17 protein-coding genes are annotated in these 19,268 nt (G+C 61.7%); 10 read left to right on the top strand and 7 right to left on the bottom strand.

Translation table 11 applies throughout. The features are described from left to right. The first annotated feature begins 44 nt into the window (after window positions 1-44). Window positions 45-1,127: a TRAP transporter substrate-binding protein gene (locus tag CKO42_RS08835; protein ID WP_200242300.1), complete on the top strand. Its 1,083-nt coding sequence runs from the start codon at window positions 45-47 to the stop codon at window positions 1,125-1,127. Between the two features lie 38 nt (window positions 1,128-1,165). Beyond that, window positions 1,166-2,455 (top strand): radical SAM family heme chaperone HemW, encoded by a 1,290-nt coding sequence (gene hemW, locus CKO42_RS08830; protein WP_200242295.1) that lies wholly within the window; start codon window positions 1,166-1,168, stop codon window positions 2,453-2,455. Between the two features lie 158 nt (window positions 2,456-2,613). Here hemW and CKO42_RS08825 read toward each other — a convergent pair whose 3' ends face one another. The 4 genes from CKO42_RS08825 to CKO42_RS08810 form a co-directional block, all read right to left on the bottom strand. Then, a complete protein-coding gene (locus CKO42_RS08825) occupies window positions 2,614-3,051 on the bottom strand; it encodes a PIN domain-containing protein (protein WP_200242284.1) in 438 nt (145 codons plus the stop codon). Then, window positions 3,041-3,262: a hypothetical protein gene (locus tag CKO42_RS08820; protein ID WP_200242281.1), complete on the bottom strand. Its 222-nt coding sequence runs from the start codon at window positions 3,260-3,262 to the stop codon at window positions 3,041-3,043. The genes CKO42_RS08825 and CKO42_RS08820 overlap by 11 nt, the downstream gene beginning before the upstream one ends. Window positions 3,263-3,472: 210 nt before the next feature. Then, complete coding sequence (locus CKO42_RS08815; protein WP_200242278.1) at window positions 3,473-3,952, bottom strand: Hsp20 family protein; 480 nt, start codon at window positions 3,950-3,952, stop codon at window positions 3,473-3,475. A 381-nt stretch (window positions 3,953-4,333) separates the two neighbouring features. Continuing rightward, a complete protein-coding gene (locus CKO42_RS08810) occupies window positions 4,334-5,026 on the bottom strand; it encodes a TetR/AcrR family transcriptional regulator (protein ID WP_200242276.1) in 693 nt (230 codons plus the stop codon). Window positions 5,027-5,430: 404 nt separating this feature from the next. Between CKO42_RS08810 and CKO42_RS08805 the strand changes: the two genes are divergently transcribed. Next, window positions 5,431-7,869 (top strand): penicillin-binding protein 1A, encoded by a 2,439-nt coding sequence (locus CKO42_RS08805; protein ID WP_338034881.1) that lies wholly within the window; start codon window positions 5,431-5,433, stop codon window positions 7,867-7,869. Between the two features lie 79 nt (window positions 7,870-7,948). Here the strand turns inward: CKO42_RS08805 and manA are convergent, their stop codons facing one another. After that, complete coding sequence (gene manA, locus CKO42_RS08800; RefSeq protein ID WP_200242274.1) at window positions 7,949-9,340, bottom strand: mannose-6-phosphate isomerase, class I; 1,392 nt, start codon at window positions 9,338-9,340, stop codon at window positions 7,949-7,951. Window positions 9,341-9,635: 295 nt separating this feature from the next. Between manA and CKO42_RS08795 the strand changes: the two genes are divergently transcribed. Continuing rightward, window positions 9,636-10,499 (top strand): amidohydrolase family protein, encoded by an 864-nt coding sequence (locus CKO42_RS08795; RefSeq protein WP_200242272.1) that lies wholly within the window; start codon window positions 9,636-9,638, stop codon window positions 10,497-10,499. A 471-nt stretch (window positions 10,500-10,970) separates the two neighbouring features. Next, window positions 10,971-11,708, top strand: coding sequence for a competence/damage-inducible protein A (locus CKO42_RS08790; protein WP_200242511.1), 738 nt, complete (start codon window positions 10,971-10,973; stop codon window positions 11,706-11,708). 48 nt (window positions 11,709-11,756) lie between these two features. Here the strand turns inward: CKO42_RS08790 and CKO42_RS08785 are convergent, their stop codons facing one another. Both CKO42_RS08785 and CKO42_RS08780 read right to left on the bottom strand, forming a co-directional pair. Then, window positions 11,757-12,209, bottom strand: coding sequence for a DNA polymerase III subunit chi (locus tag CKO42_RS08785; RefSeq protein WP_200242270.1), 453 nt, complete (start codon window positions 12,207-12,209; stop codon window positions 11,757-11,759). A 127-nt stretch (window positions 12,210-12,336) separates the two neighbouring features. Next, window positions 12,337-13,836: a leucyl aminopeptidase gene (locus CKO42_RS08780; RefSeq protein ID WP_200242268.1), complete on the bottom strand. Its 1,500-nt coding sequence runs from the start codon at window positions 13,834-13,836 to the stop codon at window positions 12,337-12,339. A gap of 406 nt (window positions 13,837-14,242) precedes the next feature. Here CKO42_RS08780 and lptG point away from each other — a divergent pair, with 406 nt between their 5' ends. From lptG to CKO42_RS08755, 5 genes are all read left to right on the top strand, one after another. Then, complete coding sequence (gene lptG / locus CKO42_RS08775) at window positions 14,243-15,304, top strand: LPS export ABC transporter permease LptG (RefSeq protein ID WP_200242266.1); 1,062 nt, start codon at window positions 14,243-14,245, stop codon at window positions 15,302-15,304. Between the two features lie 209 nt (window positions 15,305-15,513). Continuing rightward, window positions 15,514-16,407, top strand: coding sequence for a cysteine synthase CysM (gene cysM / locus CKO42_RS08770; RefSeq protein WP_200242264.1), 894 nt, complete (start codon window positions 15,514-15,516; stop codon window positions 16,405-16,407). Between the two features lie 102 nt (window positions 16,408-16,509). Next, window positions 16,510-16,992, top strand: a complete 483-nt coding sequence (locus CKO42_RS08765) for a coiled-coil domain-containing protein (protein WP_200242261.1) — start codon at window positions 16,510-16,512, stop codon at window positions 16,990-16,992. A 34-nt stretch (window positions 16,993-17,026) separates the two neighbouring features. Next, window positions 17,027-18,475: a 23S rRNA (uracil(1939)-C(5))-methyltransferase RlmD gene (gene rlmD / locus CKO42_RS08760; RefSeq protein ID WP_200242258.1), complete on the top strand. Its 1,449-nt coding sequence runs from the start codon at window positions 17,027-17,029 to the stop codon at window positions 18,473-18,475. A gap of 193 nt (window positions 18,476-18,668) precedes the next feature. Further along, entirely contained in the window at window positions 18,669-19,136 is a 468-nt protein-coding gene (locus tag CKO42_RS08755) for a CYTH domain-containing protein (protein WP_200242256.1), read from the top strand. Window positions 19,137-19,268 lie beyond the last annotated feature (132 nt).

Genomic DNA, 19,268 nt, shown 5'->3' with positions numbered 1-19,268 from the left:
ATAGCAGCGCACTCAAGAAATCGACGCTTATTGAGGAGTTCAAAATGCAACGCAGAGCCTTCCTAACGAGCGCTGGAGCCGCCACGGTCGCCTTGGGCGCTGGCGTAAGACCCGCTGCGGCCAAGGCCGAGCATCGATGGAAGATGGTCACCACCTGGCCGAAGAACTTCCCCGGCATGGGCACCGGCGCCAACAAGCTTGCCGAGCTGATTGGGCAGATGAGCGGTGGCCGCATCGAGGTCAAGGTCTATGGTGCCGGCGAGTTGGTGCCGGCGTTTGAGATCTTCGATGCGGTCTCGCGCGGTACCGCCGAGATGGGCCACGGCGCGGCCTACTACTGGAAGGGCAAGAGCGAGGCGGCACAGTTCTTTGCCAGCGTACCCTTTGGGCTGACGGCGCAGGAGATGAATAGCTGGCTTTACTACGGCGGTGGCATGGCGCTGTGGGAGGAGCTCTACGCTGGCTTTAACCTGGTGCCAGCCGCGGCGGCGAACACCGGCGTGCAGATGGGCGGCTGGTTCAATAAGGAGATCAACTCGGTTGAGGATCTCAAAGGCCTGAAGATGCGCATCCCAGGGCTGGGTGGCGAGGTGCTACGGCGCGCTGGTGGTACTCCGGTGAGCTTGCCCGGTGGTGAGATCTTTACATCGCTGCAGTCCGGTAATATCGATGCGACGGAATGGGTCGGCCCGTATAACGACTTGGCCTTCGGGCTCTACAAGGCTGCCAAATACTATTACTACCCGGGTTGGCACGAGCCGGGCACGACGTTGGAGGCCTTCATCAACAAGGAGGTCTTCGATGATTTGCCGGGTGATCTGCAGGCTATCGTGCTGAATGCCTGTAAGGTTGCCAATCAGGACGTGCTGGCTGAGTACACCGCGCGCAATCCAACGGCGTTGCAGACACTGCTGAGCGAGTACGGTGTGGAGCTGCGCAAGTTCCCGGACGATGTGCTGTTGGCGCTGCGCAAGCTCTCGAATGAGGTGGTCGCCGAGATCGCCGAGAAGGATGCGTTCTCGCGCAAGACCTATGCGTCTTATCAGAAGTTCCTCAGCAGCTCGAAGGAGTGGAGCGCGGTTTCAGAGCTGGCCTATCTACAGGCGCGCGATCAGCTGACCGGGTAACGGCCTATTGCTATTCGGTCGATCCAGCAGCCTGTCTGATGAGCCGGGACTCAGGATGTGCCTTTGATGCGCCACCGCCATTAGCGCTCTATGTGCACATGCCCTGGTGTGTGCGCAAATGCCCTTACTGCGACTTCAACTCGCATGCGGTTCAGGGCGAGATCCCCGAGGCTGCCTATATCGATGCCTTGTTGAGCGACCTCGATGCTGAATGCCGACGGCTCGCGGCTGGACCAATAAGGCCGCTGATCTCGATCTTCATCGGCGGCGGTACGCCCAGCCTGTTTTCGGGATTGGCGATTCGCCGGCTGCTGGATGGCGTGAGGGCGCGGTTCGTGCTCGCGCCTGATGCCGAGATCACGCTAGAGGCGAACCCAGGCACGGTCGATCAGGCGCACTTTGCCGGTTATGTCGAGGCAGGTGTTAACCGGCTGTCGATCGGGGTGCAGTCGCTTTCGGCCGATGCGCTTGAGCGGCTCGGGCGCATCCATACGCCGGATGCTGCGCGGCGAGCAGTTGCAGCGGCGCGCGCGGCCGGGATCACCAACATCAACCTGGACCTGATGTTCGCACTGCCGGGCCAAGATTTGGCCGCTGCGCGCGATGATCTGGAGCGGCTGATCGCGCTCGAGCCAACGCATCTCTCGTATTACGAGCTGACCCTGGAGCCGAACACGGCGTTCTATCAGCAGCCGCCGACGTTGCCTGATCTGGATCTGGCGGATGCGATCCAGCAGCAGGGGTTTGCGCTGCTGGCGGCGGCCGGATTCGAGCGTTATGAGATCTCGGCCTTTGCGCAGCCAGGCTATCGCTGTCGCCATAACCTCAACTATTGGCGCTTTGGTGATTATCTTGGGATTGGTGCCGGGGCGCACGGGAAGTTGAGCGCTGCGAATCCAGGCACAGTCGAGCGTCGGACAAAGCACCGTCATCCTGATGCCTATCTCAATGCCTGTCAGAACGTCGCTTTGGGCGTCTCTTGGAGCGCCTATCTGGACGCTTATCAGAGCGCCAATGCGCCGACGAGCCAGGCTATCGATCTGGGAGCCAATGACCCGACGAGCTCGGTGCGGACCCTCTCAGAGCAGGATCTCATCGAGGAGTTTGCGTTGAATGCCTTTCGGATGGTGGATGGCTTTACCAGCGCGGATTTTGAGCTTGGGGCCGGTCTTCGTGCAACGGCCCTTGAGCCCGGACTGCGCGCCGCGTCTGAACTCGAGCTGGTATCATCGCGAATGGATACCGGAAACCAGATCCTGATTCGCCCAACCGCGCGCGGTCTCGCGTTCTTGAATGATCTGGTCGCCTGCTTTGCGGGTCCTGATTAGCAAGCTTCCTCAGCTTGGCCAAATTTGGTTCGCGCAAAGGAGCAAATATCTTGTGCCCAATCCGCGTCGCCGCTGCTTCCGTAGGGCATTGCCGAAGCCTCGGATTTTTTGCTGGCTGGAGAAGTTTGCTAATCAGGTTACGGGTTGACCAGGATCGCTCAGGGTTGAGCGGCTGAGAGAAACGGATTTTTGATTCTTAACGTCTCGATCTCATGGCCGTGTTGCAGGTCTTCGCTGTAAAGCCGAGAGCATCCTGATTCGAGAGCGGCAGCGATGATCAATGAGTCATAGAACGCATAGCGGGTGCGCTCTTGAATTGTGATTGCGCGACGGTAGAGCTTTTCACTGGGCATGATGCGCCACATCGGCGTAAGTACCCTGGTCAGGTAGGCGTCTGCCTCGCGCGCGTCGAGACGGACTTCAGCCTTCCGCAGCGCTACATTCAGGCATTCCTGCACCACTTGATAGCTAATGCAGGCGGTTCCGGATTCGAGCGCGGAGCGTATGATCTGCGTTGCGATCCCTTGTTTTATCTTGTCCGAGTTGTCTAGGTCGTAAATGAAGATGTTGGTGTCGAGAAAGACCTCAGCGCTCATTCATCTCGTCCCGGCTAAGCTTGCGTCCTACGCGCATCTTACCCCGTAGATCCTGCATCAGCCTGTCGTAGTCGGTGAGTCGTTCAGTGTGCTGCGCATACTCCCTGAGCCAAGCTCGAAATTGATCGTTGAGCGTTGTACGTTCAGTCTGCGCGCGCGCCCGTGCTGCCTCGATCAAGTGCTCATCGGCGCTGAAGGTGATGTTCTTCACTTGGTGTTCCTAGTTGCGATCTTGCGTGCGTAGTGTACACGAGATTCGTGTGCGGCGATGCTGAGGGGGCTTGCTTTAGCTCTTCCAACGAAAAAGGCCGGGCAATTGAATTGCCCGGCCTTGTCTGTGTCACCGCTGGATGTGCCCCTCTTGGTGGCTAGCCGCAGTGGCTAGCCCACAAGAAAGAGGGCAGGGAGGGGCTGCTCACCCTTAGGCAGCAGCGCGCACCTCCTCTTGGTTGCTGGTGCCTTCGATGTAGCGCCCATTGTCGCCGCGGATCTCGATCTTGCGCGGCTTCATGGCCTCTGGCACCTCACGCACCAGGTCGATGTGCAAGAGCCCGTTCTCGAGCCTTGCGTCGACCACCTTCACATAGTCGGCGAGCTGGAAGCGACGCTCGAAGCTGCGGGTCGCGATGCCTCGATAGAGGTAGCGCCGGGCGTCTTCTGCGTCGTCCTGCTGGCGCGAGCCGGTGACCGTGAGCAGGTTCTCTTTGGTCTCGAGACCGAGATCGCTCTCGGCGAAGCCCGCGACCGCCATGGTGATGCGGTACTTGTTCTCGTCCTCGACCTCGACGTTATAGGGCGGATAGCCGCCGGCCTCGGTGCGATAGGCATTCTCGAGCGAGGGCGCCATCCGGTCGAAGCCGATCATGGAGCGGAACAGGGGTGAGAAGTCGATGGTTGTCATCTGCATATCCTCAAAATGAGCTATATGGGTTGGTTTGGCGTTCCAGAGGAACCGCCGGTTGATCGCAAACGCCGTGTTGGCCGTCTGCGTTATGTAAAGTAGTGCATGGGAAAACGGTTTGCAAGCCAACATGGACAAAGTGTCATGTTTTCGTGCTGACCTCGACTAAGTCACTCTCTTAGAAGGTCTTATGTTGTGGCTTTCGTCTGGCAGCGGCATGCTGGCGGCGCAGGATAGCGAGATCAGCCTTGATTGTTGACTTGCGGAGGACGCGATGGAGGATGCGATGGATCACGCGATGGATCACGCGATGGATCACGCCATCCCGGTCGCTCCAGCAAGTCAACGTGATGCGTCAGGCATGCCGCGCAGAGCGGCTGACTAGCAACCCTGGTCGGCGGCATCGTCCAGCGGTGGCTGACCGAGCATCTCGCGTGACTGCTTGGCGCGCTCGATGCCGCCTAGAGAGAACAGCCACACCTGCTCGATGATCGCGTCGAGCCGCTCGGCGACCGCGGGCCGATCCGGATGCAGCCGGGAGAGGATCGGCATCGCATGATGGTAGTAAAGGATCTGCCCGATCACGCTCGCGGCACAATCAATGGTGAGCGGATCGGTGGGCGTAGTTTCAAGGAGCGCGGCAACGATCTCGTAGAGCATGCGGGCGTCCGGCTCGAAGTGCTCGGTGACGATGCGGTCAAGTGCCTCGGTCGGGCGCACCATCTCGTTGAGATAGAGCCTGCTGAGCTGCACCTGTCGTTCGCTGTTGCCTTCGCAGCAGAAGATCTCCTCGAAGAGGGTTCTAATGTGCACGCGCAAGCGCACTTCGGGGTTGGCATCGGGTGGCAAGAAGGCGGTACGCCGCTCGTGCAGGGTCTCGAACAGATGGCCATAGATGGCCTCGTACAATTTGCTCTTATCACCGAAATGGTAATGTACGGCGGCGACGTTCGCGTCTGCGCGGCGGCAGATCTCGCGAATGGTGGCGGCGCGATAACCGTGCTCGGCAAAGACCTCGAGGGCCGCCTGCAGCAGGCGTTCACGAGTACTGATGTTGTGCCCCTGGTCCGGCAAGACGTTGCTCCTGTAGTGGTTGCTGACCCGCCAAGTTGCTGACCGGCTAGGTTGCTGACCGGCTAGGTTGCTGACCCGCTCATTGTAGATCAATGCTGTTGCTTGGGCTGTCGACAGCCTTAATTGCCGACTGACGCTTCGTGTAGACTTTCTGTGCCCATAACTTCTGTGCCTATAACTTCTGTGCCCATAACTTTAGTTCGCGATCGCTGGCGGTGGCCGCCCAACCTCCGCGAATCGATTGGCCCACTTTCAGGAGGTTGAGCCGGTTGGAGAACGACACTCGCGCGCAAGAGCAGCGGGACTCGGGGAGTCCCGCTGATTCCTCGGGCAAGGCTTCAAGTGAAGCAGAGCAGCCGCCGGGCTCGCGGCGGCGATCGGCTTCGCGTTCAAGCCGGCCGTTTGTGGGCGTCCTGGGCTGGCTGGCTCGGCTGGTTTCAGAGGGCCTCGCGATTCCGTTCGACTTGGCGCTGATCGGCGCTTTTGGTGCTGCTGTGGTGCTGAGCGCGATCGAGGCCGATCTGCCGCAGGTTGACGCGCTGGCCGAGATCGAGTTTGAGGAGCCGTTGCGTATCTTTACCGCTCATGGCGCGTTAATGGCGGAATTCGGCGTACAACGTCGGCGCGCAGTGGCGTTTGAAGAGATTCCACCATTACTGATCAATGCCTTCGTTTCGGTTGAGGATAGCCGCTATTTCGAGCATTCTGGGATCGATATGATTGGTTTGGCTCGCGCTGCGGTCAGCGTTGCCAAGAGCGGTGAGGCAACCCAAGGCGGTAGCACGATCACGATGCAGGTGGCGCGCAACTTTTTCCTCAGTCCGGATAAGACGATCAAGCGCAAGCTGACGGAGATCCTGCTGGCTTGGCAGCTCGAGGCTCGGCTCAGCAAGGAAGACATCCTCAGCCTCTATCTGAACAAGATCTTTTTCGGGCATCGCTCCTATGGCGTGGCCGCCGCGGCCGAGTTCTATTATCAGAAGACGCTCAATGACCTGACCGTGGCCGAGATGGCGATGCTTGCCGGATTGCCAAAGGCACCCTCGGCGAACAATCCGCTCTCCAATCCCGAGCGCGCGCTCGAGCGACGAAACTTTATCCTCGAGCGCATGCATGGCTTTGGCTATATCGACGATACCGATTTCTTGCTTGCGAGCACCGCGCCTCTGAGCGCTCGGCGTTATGTTCCAACCATCGAGCTCCGCGCTGATTATCTGGCCGAGATGGCGCGTCAGGAGATCGTTCAGCGCTATGGCGAGGAGGATGCCTATCGGCTTGGCCTGAGGGTCTACACCACGGTCGATGAGCGGCTCCAGCTCGAGGCGGATGCCGCACTGCGCAAAGGACTCATGGACTACAACCAGCGCCATGGCTACCACGGCCCCGAGGCGACGGTTGAGGACATCGCTGCCAAAGACGTCGACGCCCTGGATGCGATCCTTGCCGCGCGTCCTCGCGTGCCGGGCTTGCCGGTCGGGGTCGTGACCAGTGCCACGAGTTCGAGCGCCGAGGTCTATTTGGGTGATGGCGAGGTGCGCACCCTGGGCCTGTCACAGGTCAAATGGGCGCGACGCTTCAAGACCGAGAATTGGCGCGGTGAGGCGCCGCGTCGAGTGACTGATGCGGTGGCGGTCGGTGATGTGATTCGGCTGCGGGAGGCCAAGGCTGGCGAGTGGGTCTTGGCTCAGGTTCCTAAGGTCAGCGGGGCCTTGGTCGCGCTCGCGCCCGAGGATGGCGCTATCCGTGCCCTCTCCGGCGGCTACGCCTTCGAATGGAGCAAATTCAACCGCGCCGTGGATGCGAAGCGGCAGCCGGGCTCGACCTTTAAGCCATTCGTCTTTGCGGCCGCCCTCAGCAAGGGCTACACACCGGCCAGCCTAGTCAAGGATGAGCGCTTTGAGATGCCATCGGCCAACGGCATGTGGCGGCCGAAGAATGCCGATGGCAAGTTCATGGGCCCGATCCGTATCCGCGTTGCGTTGTCGAAGTCGCGTAACCTTGCGATCGTGAATCTCATCAATCGCATGAGCGTCGATTACGCGCGCGAATACATTCAGAATTTCGGCTTTGCGCTCGACAGCATGCCACCGGATATGTCGATGGCGCTGGGCTCGGGCTCGGTGGTTCCGATCGAGCTGGCGCGTGGCTTCGCGGTCTTTGCCAATGGCGGCTATCGCGTGTTGCCCTACCTGATCGACCGCATTGAAGATGCGCAGGGTAACCTGCTGTTCGACGAGCAGCCGCCGCGCGCATGCATGGATTGCTGGATCGAGACCGAGGAGGAAGAGGCAAGGGTGCTGCCAGTCGGTGCCTCCGATGATCCGCCGGCGCCGCGGGCGATCGATCCGCGGATCGCCTTCAACATGGACTCGATGCTCAAGGATGTGATCGAGAGCGGCACGGCGACGCGCGCGAAACGCTTGCAGCGTGATGATATTGCCGGCAAGACCGGGACCACCAATGAGTCGAGGGATTCCTGGTTTGCCGGATATCAGCCAAGGCTGGTGACCGTGGTCTGGGTCGGACGCGACGATAACAAGCCGCTCGGCCGTGGTGAGTGGGGCGGAACGGCGGCGCTCGGCATCTGGATGGACTTTATGGAAGAGGCGCTCGCGGACATTCCGGTGGCGACGATCAAGCAGCCGGAGGGCATGGTGCCGGTCCGCATCAGTCTGCGCAGTGGCGAAAAGACGAACTCGAAGAGCGATAGCCGGATCGAGTTCATTCGGGATGAGTATCAGCTCATGACCTTGGGGCCGGACCCGGTCAAATACGCGGCGCCGGTGGCGCGCAAGACGGCGCCAAGGCGGACGGCACCCCGGATGCTGGATGAGCTGTTTTAACCTGAAGCTCGGGCGATTCATCTGCTGGGGTGGTTCGACGCGATGCGCGTTAGGTGAGTGCTGGAGACGTTCGACCTGCTTAAGGCGCCCGCGCCGTGAACAGCACCGAGTGTTGCTCGCTGTGCAGTTCTACGGTGCAGGCGGCAGGAATCACGATGGCTGCGCCAGGCTTTAGCCTGAGCGGCGCCTGCCCTGGACTGTGCAAGCTCAGTTGTCCATCCATCACCAGCCCGAGACGTAGCCTGGGCCCATTGACCGCGCTATCGACCGCGCTACCGATCGCGCAGCTGTCTTGGATGCTTCCAGCCCCAGTGCAATGGCCGATCAGGCGGCGCTCGCCGGCACTGAGACTGTGCCGTTCGAGCAGGAATTCGGTCGCTGGGGTTGGCCAGGTCTCTGGCAGCGCAGGCCCAGCCGGCGGCTGGATCTGGCGCACCGCGCCGGGTGCCGGATCGACGCTGAGAGTGTTCAGCAAGGCCGGCACGTCGATATGCTTCTGCGTCAGTCCCCCGCGCAGTACGTTGTTTGAATTGGCCATCAGCTCGATTGCGGCGCCGCGCAGGTAGGCATGCAGTTCGCCCGCGGGCAGGAAAAGGGCTTCACCGGGATGCAACGCGATGAGGTTCAGCAACAGCAAGGAAAACAGGCCGCGGTCGCGGTGGCCGTTGCTGGAAAACAGCCGATCGGCTTCGAGCAGCCAAGCGTGGCGATCCGTGGGGTCGAACTCGATGCCAGCCCGCTCTTGTTGCAGGCGCTTGATCAGCGGCGAAAGCAGGGCGTCAACCTGCGGCTGCTCAAGCTGCATGATCCATTGGTACAGCTCGAACAGCCCGCTGACACTGGGCTCGAACTGCGTTTTCAGCGCGCCGAGTTCGGGGGCCGCGGCCAGCTCTGCGCTTACCTCCGTAAGCGGCCGGAAGCCGCGCAGTGCGTAGAAGTCGGTTAGCGCAACCAGCAGCTCCGGTTTGTGGTTGCGATCTCGGTAGCTGCGGCGCGGATCGGTCAACCGTAGCCCGATCGCGTCTTCTCGCTGATAGCCTGCGATGGCCTGCTCGCGCGTCGGATGGGCCTGGATCGACAAGGGCTCGCGCGCTGCGATGACCTTGAGCAAGAACGGCAATTGATGGTCGAAGCGGGCGGCCGACTCGGCGCCGAGCATGGTCGTTGGGGCGGCGCTGATGAGCTCGGCGAGCGATAACCGCCAGCCGTTGAGCTGAACCGTCGAGAGCAGGTCAGGATGGGCGCCGATCCAGAGTTCGGCGAAGGGCAGCCGGCGCGGGTTGTGGATCTCCATGAGCGCTGGGATGAAGTCCGGATCACCCCAGCTGTAGTGCTGAACACCGCAGTGCAGGACCAGTGGCTGTGGCGCTGCCTCGAAGGCGCTGATGGCGGCCTGAATCTCCTCCGCCGCCGGTACAGACGGGATAAAAGCGCGGTTTCCGACCGGGCTGTCCGTTTGGACAGGGCTCATCGCAACGGCACTCCAAGCGGCAGGGCTTGTCCTCACAGGTTGGGACCGAAGATAGCGGGTTCCAGGATGTGGTTCCAGTATCCGATCGCCATTGAGATGGCTGGTCTGACGGATAAGGCGCTTCGCCACCCTGGGAGATGAAGCGACTGTTTCGGTCATCGGTAACCGACAGGAGCGCGCGTCGCGACCTCGGCGATGCAGCGCTGCTTAATGTTCAAACTGATTGCGTGTTGCGGAGACGATGCTTTGCCGTCAGGTTAAGCGCTTAGGTTGACGGCGTGGCTCGGGGGAAACGATGATGTTGAGATCAGGCGGTCTCTTGGTTGATGTTCGCCTTGTAGGGCTCGTGCTCATGCTGGCCATGGGGTTAAATCCCTGGCCTTTGGCGGCAGCGGCACAGCCGTTGGTCGATGCTCATCTGCATTACAGCGGTGTTGATGCTGCTGAGCTGCCGCCAGCGCAGGTCATCGCGCTCTTCGATCGCAAGCGTATCCAGGCTGCCGTGGTCTCCGGACAGCCGCAATGGGCCGTGGAGGCGTTGTATCGTGCGGCGCCAGATCGCATCCTGCCATTCTTGAGTGTGTACCGCGGACCGGCCGATAAGTCCGGTTGGATGCATGACCCGGATCTGCCGAGACGGGTGGCTGAAGCGCTGCGCAGCGGCATCTACCGCGGCATTGGCGAGATCCACCTCTTTGCTGAGGATCGTCAGAGTCCGGTGCTCGCGGCGCTGGTTGCTATCGCTGCAGAGCAGGATCTGATGCTCCAGGTTCACGGCGATGCGGCGGTGATCGAGGAGATTTTTGCCCAGGCACCGGAGGTGACGGTGCTCTGGGCGCACCTGGGTACTGATCCGCGGCCTCAGGTGTTAGCACCGCTGTTGGCGCGCTATCCGCGCCTGTTCGTCGATACCTCGGTCCGCGATGAGCGTTTCGTCGATGACCAGGGGCGACTTTGGGCGCAGTGGCGCAAGTTCTTCATCGCCCATCAAGCGCAGGTGCTGGTCGGCGTCGACACCTTTTGGACGCCGCGTTGGCGCCGATTCTCAGAGGTCACGGCTCGCATCCGGGGCTGGCTGGATCAGTTGCCACCGGAGGTGGCGGCGCGCTTGGCCTACGGCAACGCGGCGCGGCTGTTTGGCCTTGCTAGCTCGGAGTAGGGTGTCCACGAGACAGGTGCTCCATGTTCGGGGGGGTGGCGACGCGCCATGAATATGCGCTATGTATGCGTGCCACGAATATTAGAAGCGGTTCAAAACAACCAGAATAGGTGGTTGAACAACCAGAATAGGTGGTTGGCGCGATTAGCCGAAACGCTGCGCTTGTTCAACCCTACTTGTGCAGGTAACGATTACATCGTGACTGAGGCGATTTCTGTCTAAGCTCATACCGCCTTGCTGGTCTTTTCGCTCGTCTTCTGCGTTGCGTCGTCAATCATATAGTCCGGCTATGCTCCCGACGAAGCTCCTTGAAGGCAAACGAAAATCCTGCGCAATTCGGTACGCGCTTTTCCGGCAATCGCCTTAGGTCCTGATTGCAGTGCAGAGGAGAGTTTGCTGCTGATGATTTCTCGCGATCCCGGGCTGGAATCCGACCAGTCCAACAACCATCAGGTTGGCAGTGATATGCCAATGGCCTTCGGCCTCATCGTCATCGGCGATGAGATCTTGAACGGCAATCGGCAAGATCGGCATCTTGCCGCTTTCAAGGGCATGATCAGCGCGCGTGGGCATCAGCTCGGCTGGTGCTGGATCTTGCCTGACGAGCCTGAGCGCTTGGTGCGGCAGCTTCGGGCCTCGATGGCCGAGGGCAGTCCTGTCTTTTGCTGTGGCGGGATCGGCGCAACCCCGGATGATCATACCCGCGCCTGTGTCGCGGCCGCCGCTGGGGTCGCGCTGGAGCAGCATGCAGAGGCGGTGAAGCTGATCGAAGGACGCTTTGGTGCCGATGCCCATCCACAACGCATTCGGATGGCCGAGCTTCCTGCGGGCGCCTCGCTGATCCCCAATCCCGTCAACCAAGTGCCTGGGTTCGGGCTCAATCAGCATTGGTTCCTGCCGGGCTTTCCGCAGATGGCTTGGCCGATGGCAGAATGGGTGCTGGATCGGCATTATGGCCGCGCCGAGCCATTGCGTGAGGCCACCTTGGAGGTACGCGGCGCGCCTGAGAGCCGCTTGATTCCGTTGATGGAGGCGCTTGGGCCGCAATTTCCGGCGCTGAAGCTCTTCAGCCTGCCGCACCTCGGTGAGACCGAGGCCGACCGCTACATCCTGCTCGGCTTTCGTGGTCGCGGCGACCTCGACGCGGCGATGGCGGCCTTGCGCGCAGGCCTCGATGCCCAACAAGTTGAGTACCACCCGCGCGCCTGACGTTGACGACTTGCGCGGCTTACAGCGATGACGCTCAGGCGGCTTGGCTCAGTTGACGTTGTGATGTTCCAGCGGATAACCGCAGCCGCGATAATAGAGGTAGCGCTTGCGGCCCGCTTGGCGGATCTCGGGCTCATGATCGAGCGGCTCGCACAGGCGCTCGAAGCGGCTGAAAAAGCGCGGCGCCTCGGGGTTCGGGCTGAGGTTGATCAGGACCTGGTCTTCGGCCTCCGGTTGTCCGTCGGTGCTGATCAGGATTGGGGTCAGTGCTAGATCGGTCTCGCCGATCAGCCCATGCGGCAAGAAGCTGTCTTCGCGGAAGCTCCAGAGCAGGCGGTCGAGATGGCGTGCCTGCTGAGGTTCCGGGCAATAGATCAAGATCCGCGGCGGCTGTTCGCCGGGAGGTGCGCTCTGGTATACGCGCTCGACTAAGCGGCAGCTGAGCCCAAAGCGGTCGCTGCGGCTACCGTCTTTCAGTACATAGAAATCGATGCGCGTCATGACCTCTCACTCAGCTGCCAAGCGGACGCCAGTCGCCGCGACTGCCGTCCTTGAGCACGTAGAAGTCAATCCTGGTCATCAGCGGCGACCCCGCGCTTGGCTGTTGAACAGCCCCGCCAACGGATGCTTAAGTCCCGCGATCAGCACGATCGAGCAGGAATTGGCTCAACAGTGGCACCGGCCGTCCGGTGGCGCCCTTCTCCTTGCCGGTGAGCCAGGCAGTACCGGCGATGTCCAGATGCGCCCAGGTGTAGGCCTTGGTGTAGCGCGAGAGGAAGCAGGCGGCAGTGATGGCGCCACCGTCGCGGCCGCCGATGTTGGCCATGTCGGCGAAGTTGCTGTCGAGCTGTTGCTGGTAGTCGTCCCAGAGCGGCATGCGCCAGACGCGATCGGCGCTGGCCTCGCCGGCTTGCGTCAGGGCGTCGGCGAGCCCGTCGTCGTTCGAGAACAGCCCGGAGGGATGTCGTCCGAGCCCGACGATACAGGCGCCAGTCAGGGTTGCCATGTCGACCACCAGGGCCGGTTCGAACCGCTCGACGTAGGTCAGGGCGTCACAGAGGATCAGCCGCCCCTCGGCGTCGGTGTTGAGGATCTCGATGGTCTGCCCGGAGAGGCTAGTGACGATGTCGCCGGGCTTGTTGGCGGCGCCGTCAGGTAGGTTCTCAGAGGCCGGTACCACGCCGATGACGTTGATCGGCAGGTCGAGTGCGCAGAGTGCCCGGAGGGTGCCGATGACGCTAGCGCCGCCGCACATGTCGTATTTCATCTCGTCCATCGCCTCGGAGGGCTTGATCGAGATGCCGCCGGCGTCGAAGGTGAGCCCTTTGCCGACCAGGACGATCGGCTTGTCCTCATCGCTGCCACCGCGGTAGTGCATAACGATGAGCTTGGCTGGCTGTCGGCTGCCGTGGCTGACCGAGAGCAGGGCGCCCATGCCGATCTCGGCCATGGCGTCTTCATCCAACACCTCGACCTTGAGCTTGTCGGACTGCTCGCCGACGGCGACGGCCTGATCGGCCAAATAGCTGGGCGTGCAGATGTTGCCAGGCAGATTGCCGAGATCGCGCGCCAGTGCGACGCCCGCGGCGATGGCTAGGCCGTGCGCGACACCACGCTCGGCAAGTTCGGTTTGGCTGGCATCCTCGATCCAGCAGTCGAGCGTGGCGAGCGGCGCAGGGGCTTCCGTCGCTGGTTTCTTGGTCTGGGTATAGCGATAGGCGCTCTGGGCAGCGAGCAGCAGCGTATGGCGCACGCATTGGTAGCTGTCCATGCCGTTCGGCTCGAGCGCGGTCAGGGCGCAGAGCGCACTGTCGAGCCGAGCGCTATCGAGCCGCGCCAGTGCCGCCTTCATCGCCTTTTCGTAGGCGCTACGATCAAACTCCTCGTGCTTGCCGCAGTTCACCAGCAGCAGGCGCTCGGCGCTGACGTTGTTGACGCCGTAGAGCATCAGTGTGCTGCCGGTCTTGCCGTCGAGATCACCCTTCTCGAGCACGGCGGTGAGTGCTCCGTTGCTGGCGCTATCGATGGTCTTCGCCGCTTCTGAGAGCTGGCGCTCGCTGAAGACGCCGAGGATGAGGCAAGGGGTCGCGAGCTGGCTGAGGTCGCCATGGATGATCTTGGATTGCATCGGTGCTCCTGGAGCTGTTTGCCGAGGGCTTGCGTTACTATGCACATGACTAGGCGCGTTATTAGGCGCATTACTGTGCGTGTCACTAGGCGCGTCGCAATGGGCCTATCGTCGCCAGCGTCTTGGTCCTCACAACCCTGAGGCAGACGTTTCTTCGTCAGGGCGGCGGCTCGCTGTGAACGATGGCGAAGACGCGATCGGTGTGTCTGGTGCGCGCAGTCTACAGGAATCGCTGCAGCTGCCGCAGTGGCTGCGGTTGCAGGAGTCGCTGTCAGGGAGCGCTGTCATAGGGTCGCTTTCAGCCTTGGCGACGACCCGTGAGCGCCGCTGATTGGGATCATTTGCTCGAAACTCGAAACTCGAAACTCGAAACTCGAAACTCGGAACCAGGAAAGCCAGAAATCCGTTGCGCATCCTCGACCGATATCTCGCTGGCGCCGTGATTGGCGGTACGCTGTTGACCCTAGCGGTGCTGCTGCCCTTGCTAGCAGTCTTCGTGCTGACCGATGAGATGGGGCGGGTTGGCTCGGATGGCTATGAGCTGACCGACGCGCTCCTGTTCGTGACGCTGACGATGCCGCGTTATCTGTACCAGGTGTTCCCGATCGCGACGCTGATCGGCGCGCTGATCGGCTTGGGGCAGCTCGCCGCGCGCTCTGAATTGGTGGCGATGCGCGCGGCGGGGTTATCCATTGCGCGGATTGTGCAGGGGGCGATGCTCGGCGGTCTCCTGCTGGCACTGCTGGCGACCAGTGTTGGCGAGGTGGTCGCGCCAGCCGCGGAACAGCGTGCATTGGCAGTGCGAGCAACCGCGACCAGCGGCGATGCGGTGAAGATCAGTGGCAGCGGCTTTTGGGCGCGGGATGGCAATGCCTTCATCAATGTGCGCCAGATCGAGCCCGGGGCCAAGCTGTCCGACATCGATATCTTCGTGATCGAGGATCATCGCCTGACCTCTGCGACGCATGCGCGCGAGGCGCGTTATCGCGACGGGCATTGGGTGTTATCCGATATCGAGCGCAGCCAAATCGGTCTCGATCGAGTCGATGTCGAGCGGCTCGATCAGGCGCGTTGGGATTCTCTGCTCAATCCGCGCTTGCTCGAGGTGATCGTCGTCGAGCCGCACGCACTCCCGATCTGGGGGCTGTATCGCTATCTGCGCTACATGCAGGAGACTGAGCAGGACGCTGGCGCGCATGAGGTGGTGTTTTGGTCGAAGGTGGTGCAGCCGTTGTTGATCCTGGTAATGATCTTTGTTGCGATCCCGGTTTTGCTGGGCTCTGCACGCAGCACTGGAACGGGGATCAAGTTGTTCATCGGCATTGCACTCGGCATCCTGTTCTATCTGGTCAGTCGCACCTTCACCTACTTGGCGCTGCTGTATGGTCTGAACCCGGCCCTTGCGGCCTTTGTGCCGCTGGCATTATTGACGTTCGGTGCCGTCATGCTGCTGCGGCGAGTTGGCTGAGAGCCGCTTGCTCGCGTGCTGCGTCTACAGGTCTGCCCAATCTGTCGCGCAAAGCGCGTATAGCGCGCAAAGACGCGAACGTGGACGGCGCGAGCCCCTAGGCGACACCGCCGTCGCTGAGCACTCGATGTGCGCGATCAGCTGCGGCACAATGCGGCAATGCGGTCGCTAAAGTCTTGCAACGCACCGAATCGGTTTGAGGTCACGCCATGCGCTATCCGACCATCGAAGGTCAAGTCGGCAACACCCCGCTGGTGCGGCTGCAGCGGTTGCCAGGTGAGACCAGTAATCTCATCCTGGCCAAGCTCGAGGGCAACAATCCGGCCGGCTCGGTCAAAGACCGCGCTGCGCTGAGCATGATTTGTCACGCTGAGCAGCGCGGCCTGATCCAGCCTGGCGATACCCTGATCGAGGCGACCAGTGGCAACACTGGCATCGCGTTGGCGATGGCGGCGGCGATCAAGGGTTACCGGATGCTGCTGATCATGCCCGAGAACATGAGCGTGGAGCGTCGTCAGGCGATGGCAGCGTTCGGGGCCGAGATCCGGCTCACGCCCAAGCAAGGCAGCATGGAGGCGGCGATCGATCTCGCGGCCGAGCTCGAGGCGCAGGGCGTTGGTGTGCGTCTCGATCAGTTTTCGAATCAGGACAATCCGCTGGCCCATTACGAGGGCACCGGCCCCGAGATCTGGCGTGATACCGAGGGTACTGTGACGCACTTCGTCAGTGCCATGGGCACCACCGGCACCATCATGGGCACCAGCCAGTATCTGAAGGCGCAGAATTCGGCCGTGCAGATTGTCGGCGTGCAGCCCGAGCAGGGCTCGAGCATTCCCGGCATCAGGCGTTGGCCCCAAGCCTATCTGCCGAAGATCTATGACGCCTCGCGCGTCGACCGCATCATCGACGTCTCGCAGGCCGAGGCCGAGGAGACGATGCGCGCGCTGGCCACCCGTGAGGGTATCTTCGCCGGTGTCTCCTCCGGTGGCTCGATTGCCGCGGCGCTCAGGCTTGCGCATGAGGTTCAGGATGCGGTCATCGTCGCCATCATCTGCGATCGCGGTGATCGGTATCTTTCCACTGGTGTTTATCCGAGCGGTTGATCAGCGCTTTGGCATCGGCCTTGGCCCTTAAGGCCGTCAAGGGCAGGGCGCAATGCTCAATTCACCTTGCTGTAACAACCCTCAGCTGGCACATTGTCTGACATGACTTCAAGTGTTGCCCTCTACGAAGCCCTCACCAACGCCTCAGATGAGCGGTCGCGCGCGCGGCTGATTGCTGAGGCGTTCGAGCGGCTTGAAGAGCGCTATCCGCAGTTGCCGGATCTGGCGACCCAGGCTGATGTGCGTGAGAGCGAGTTAAGACTGCGGCACGAGATCGAGCAGCTGCGCGTGGATTTGGCGCGCGAGATCGAGCAGGTGCGTGCAGACCTGACACGCGATATCGAGAAGCTACGTGCCGATCTAACTGGCGATACCGAGAAGCTACGTGCCGATCTAACGAGCGATACCGAGAAGCTACGTGCCGAGCTATCACTCGATATTGAGCAACTACGCACCGATCTAACGCGCGATATCGAGAAACTGCGCACCGAGGTCGAGCGGGTCAAGTTTGAGCTGTTGAAGTGGCTGTTGCCGGTGATGGTAGGACAGGTGATCGCGATCGCGGCACTGGTGAAGCTGCTGTGATTTGCGTCGCTTCAAACCCGCTGTGTGGCATGCGATGAGCAAGAAACGTAAACCCCTGCCGAGTGAGCCCATCGAGGCCGTGATCGAATCGCTCGCCCATGATGGGCGCGGGATCGCACGGGTCGAGGGCAAGACCGTGTTCGTGCACGGTGCCTTAACCGGAGAACGGGTGCGGTTTCGGCTGACGCGGCGGTTGCGGCGCCATGACGAGGCGGTGGTGACTGAGGTGCTGGAGCCCTCGGCGCAGCGGGTCGAGCCGCGTTGTGCGCACTTTGGCGTCTGTGGCGGCTGTGCGCTGCAGCATATGGACCCGGCGGCGCAGATCGAGAACAAGCAGGCGATCCTGGCCGATGTGCTGCAACGGATCGGCGGGCTGGCGCCGGCGCGCTGGCTGCCGCCGCTGGCCGCTGCGGATGCTGAGGCGCATTGGGGCTATCGGCGCAAGGCGCGGCTCGGGGTGCGCTGGGTACCGAAGAAGGGCCGCGTGCTGGTCGGCTTTCGCGAGCGCGGCTCGAGCTTCATTGCCGACGTGCAGCGCTGTGAGGTGCTGCACCCGGCCGTCGGCGAGCACCTCGAGGCGTTGGCGCGGTTGATCGAGGGGTTGAGCATCCGCGAGCGCCTGCCACAGATCGAGGTGGCCCAGGGCGATGGGCCGGTGGTGCTGGTGTTCCGTGTGCTCGACCCGCCATCGGCGGCCGATTGCGATCGGCTGTTGAGCTTCGCTGCTCAGAGCGGATTTCATGTGTATCTGCAGGAGGGCGGTGTCGAGACGGTTCGCCCGCTACCGGGCCAGGAGATCGAACTCAGCTATCGCCTGCCGAATCAAGGGCTGACGCTCGCCTTTGAGCCGAACGACTTTACACAGGTGAACCTAGAGCTGAATCGGCAGATGATCGATCAGGCGCTGGCGCTGCTCGATCCACAGCCCGATGAGCGTCTGCTCGATCTGTTCTGCGGGCTCGGCAATTTCACGCTGCCGCTCGCTCGCCAGGCGCGCGAGCTGGTGGGTGTCGAGGGGGATGCGGGTCTGGTGGCGCGTGCGCAGGCCAATGCGGTGCGCAATGGGATCGAGAATGTGCGCTTCTATACTGCGGATCTCTACGCTCAGGCTTTGCCGCAGACGGGTGCTGCAGCGGGTGCTCACTCGGGTGCGCGAACGGTCCATCAAGCAGGTGTCCAAACGGGCGCACAGGCTGGGCCGCACCCATCATCGCTGCCCTTGACGGCAATGCCCTGGCTCGATCATCCGTTCGATAAGGCACTGCTGGACCCGCCGCGAAGCGGCGCGCTCGAGGTGCTCGACTGGCTCGCCAGTTCGGGCGTTCAACGCATCCTCTATGTATCCTGCTATCCAGCGACACTGGCGCGCGATGCCGCCAAGCTGGTCGGTGAACTCGGTTTTCGCCTTGAGGCCGCTGGCGCGATGGACATGTTTCCGCACACCGCGCATCTGGAGGCGATGGCGCTGTTCGAACGGCGCTAGCGATAGACTCGCGATTTGTCCTGGCGACAGCTGGTGTTGAAGCTGGCGCTTTATCTTCTAGGGTGGCGACGCGCTATATGCGTTAACGGGAATTTCGCGCGATTCATTTGCCGGAGTGGCGCGGCGCCATGAGAGTTAGGGTCCTTCGTTAGGAGCCTTCATTGGGGGCCTACAGTAGACAGAGGCATGACGAATGGCGATGGAGATCGAGCGCAAATTCCTGGTTTGCAACGACGATTGGCGCGAGCAGGTGCTGTCTGAGACGCATCTGATGCAGGGCTATCTGGCCTCGACAGCGGCTTTGACGGTGCGGGTCCGACTCGACGGCGGACAGGGCCGACTGACGATCAAGGGCGCGACGCGAGGGATCAGTCGCAGCGAATACGAGTATCCGATCCCCGCTGAGGACGCTCAGGCCATGCTGGGCGAGCTGGCCGAGACCGCGATCATCGATAAAATTCGCCATCGCGTGCGCTGCGGCGAGCATGTTTGGGAGGTGGATCGGTTCGCCGGTGACAATGCGGGCTTGGTGTTGGCCGAGATCGAGCTGGGCGCCGAGAATGAGTCCTTCGAGCGGCCGGCCTGGCTCGGTGCCGAGGTCAGCGATGATCCGCGCTATTACAACGCCAACCTGGCGCGTCATCCGTTCAAGGACTGGTGAGGTGATGGTGCTGCTGACGACAGGTGGCATCGTCCCAACAGAGCAGTTGAACCTCGGATTTTGCAGATAAACGTAAATATTTTAAGCCACTCCGGACAATTTCTGCTTCACCTTTTGGGTGACCTTGAGACT

It is taken from the genome of Lamprobacter modestohalophilus (assembly GCF_016583905.1).
In the GTDB taxonomy this organism is placed as follows: Bacteria; Pseudomonadota; Gammaproteobacteria; order Chromatiales; family Chromatiaceae; genus Lamprobacter; species Lamprobacter modestohalophilus.
The sequence above is the reverse complement of the archived record's forward strand: the minus strand, read 5'-3'. Positions and strand labels throughout refer to the sequence as shown.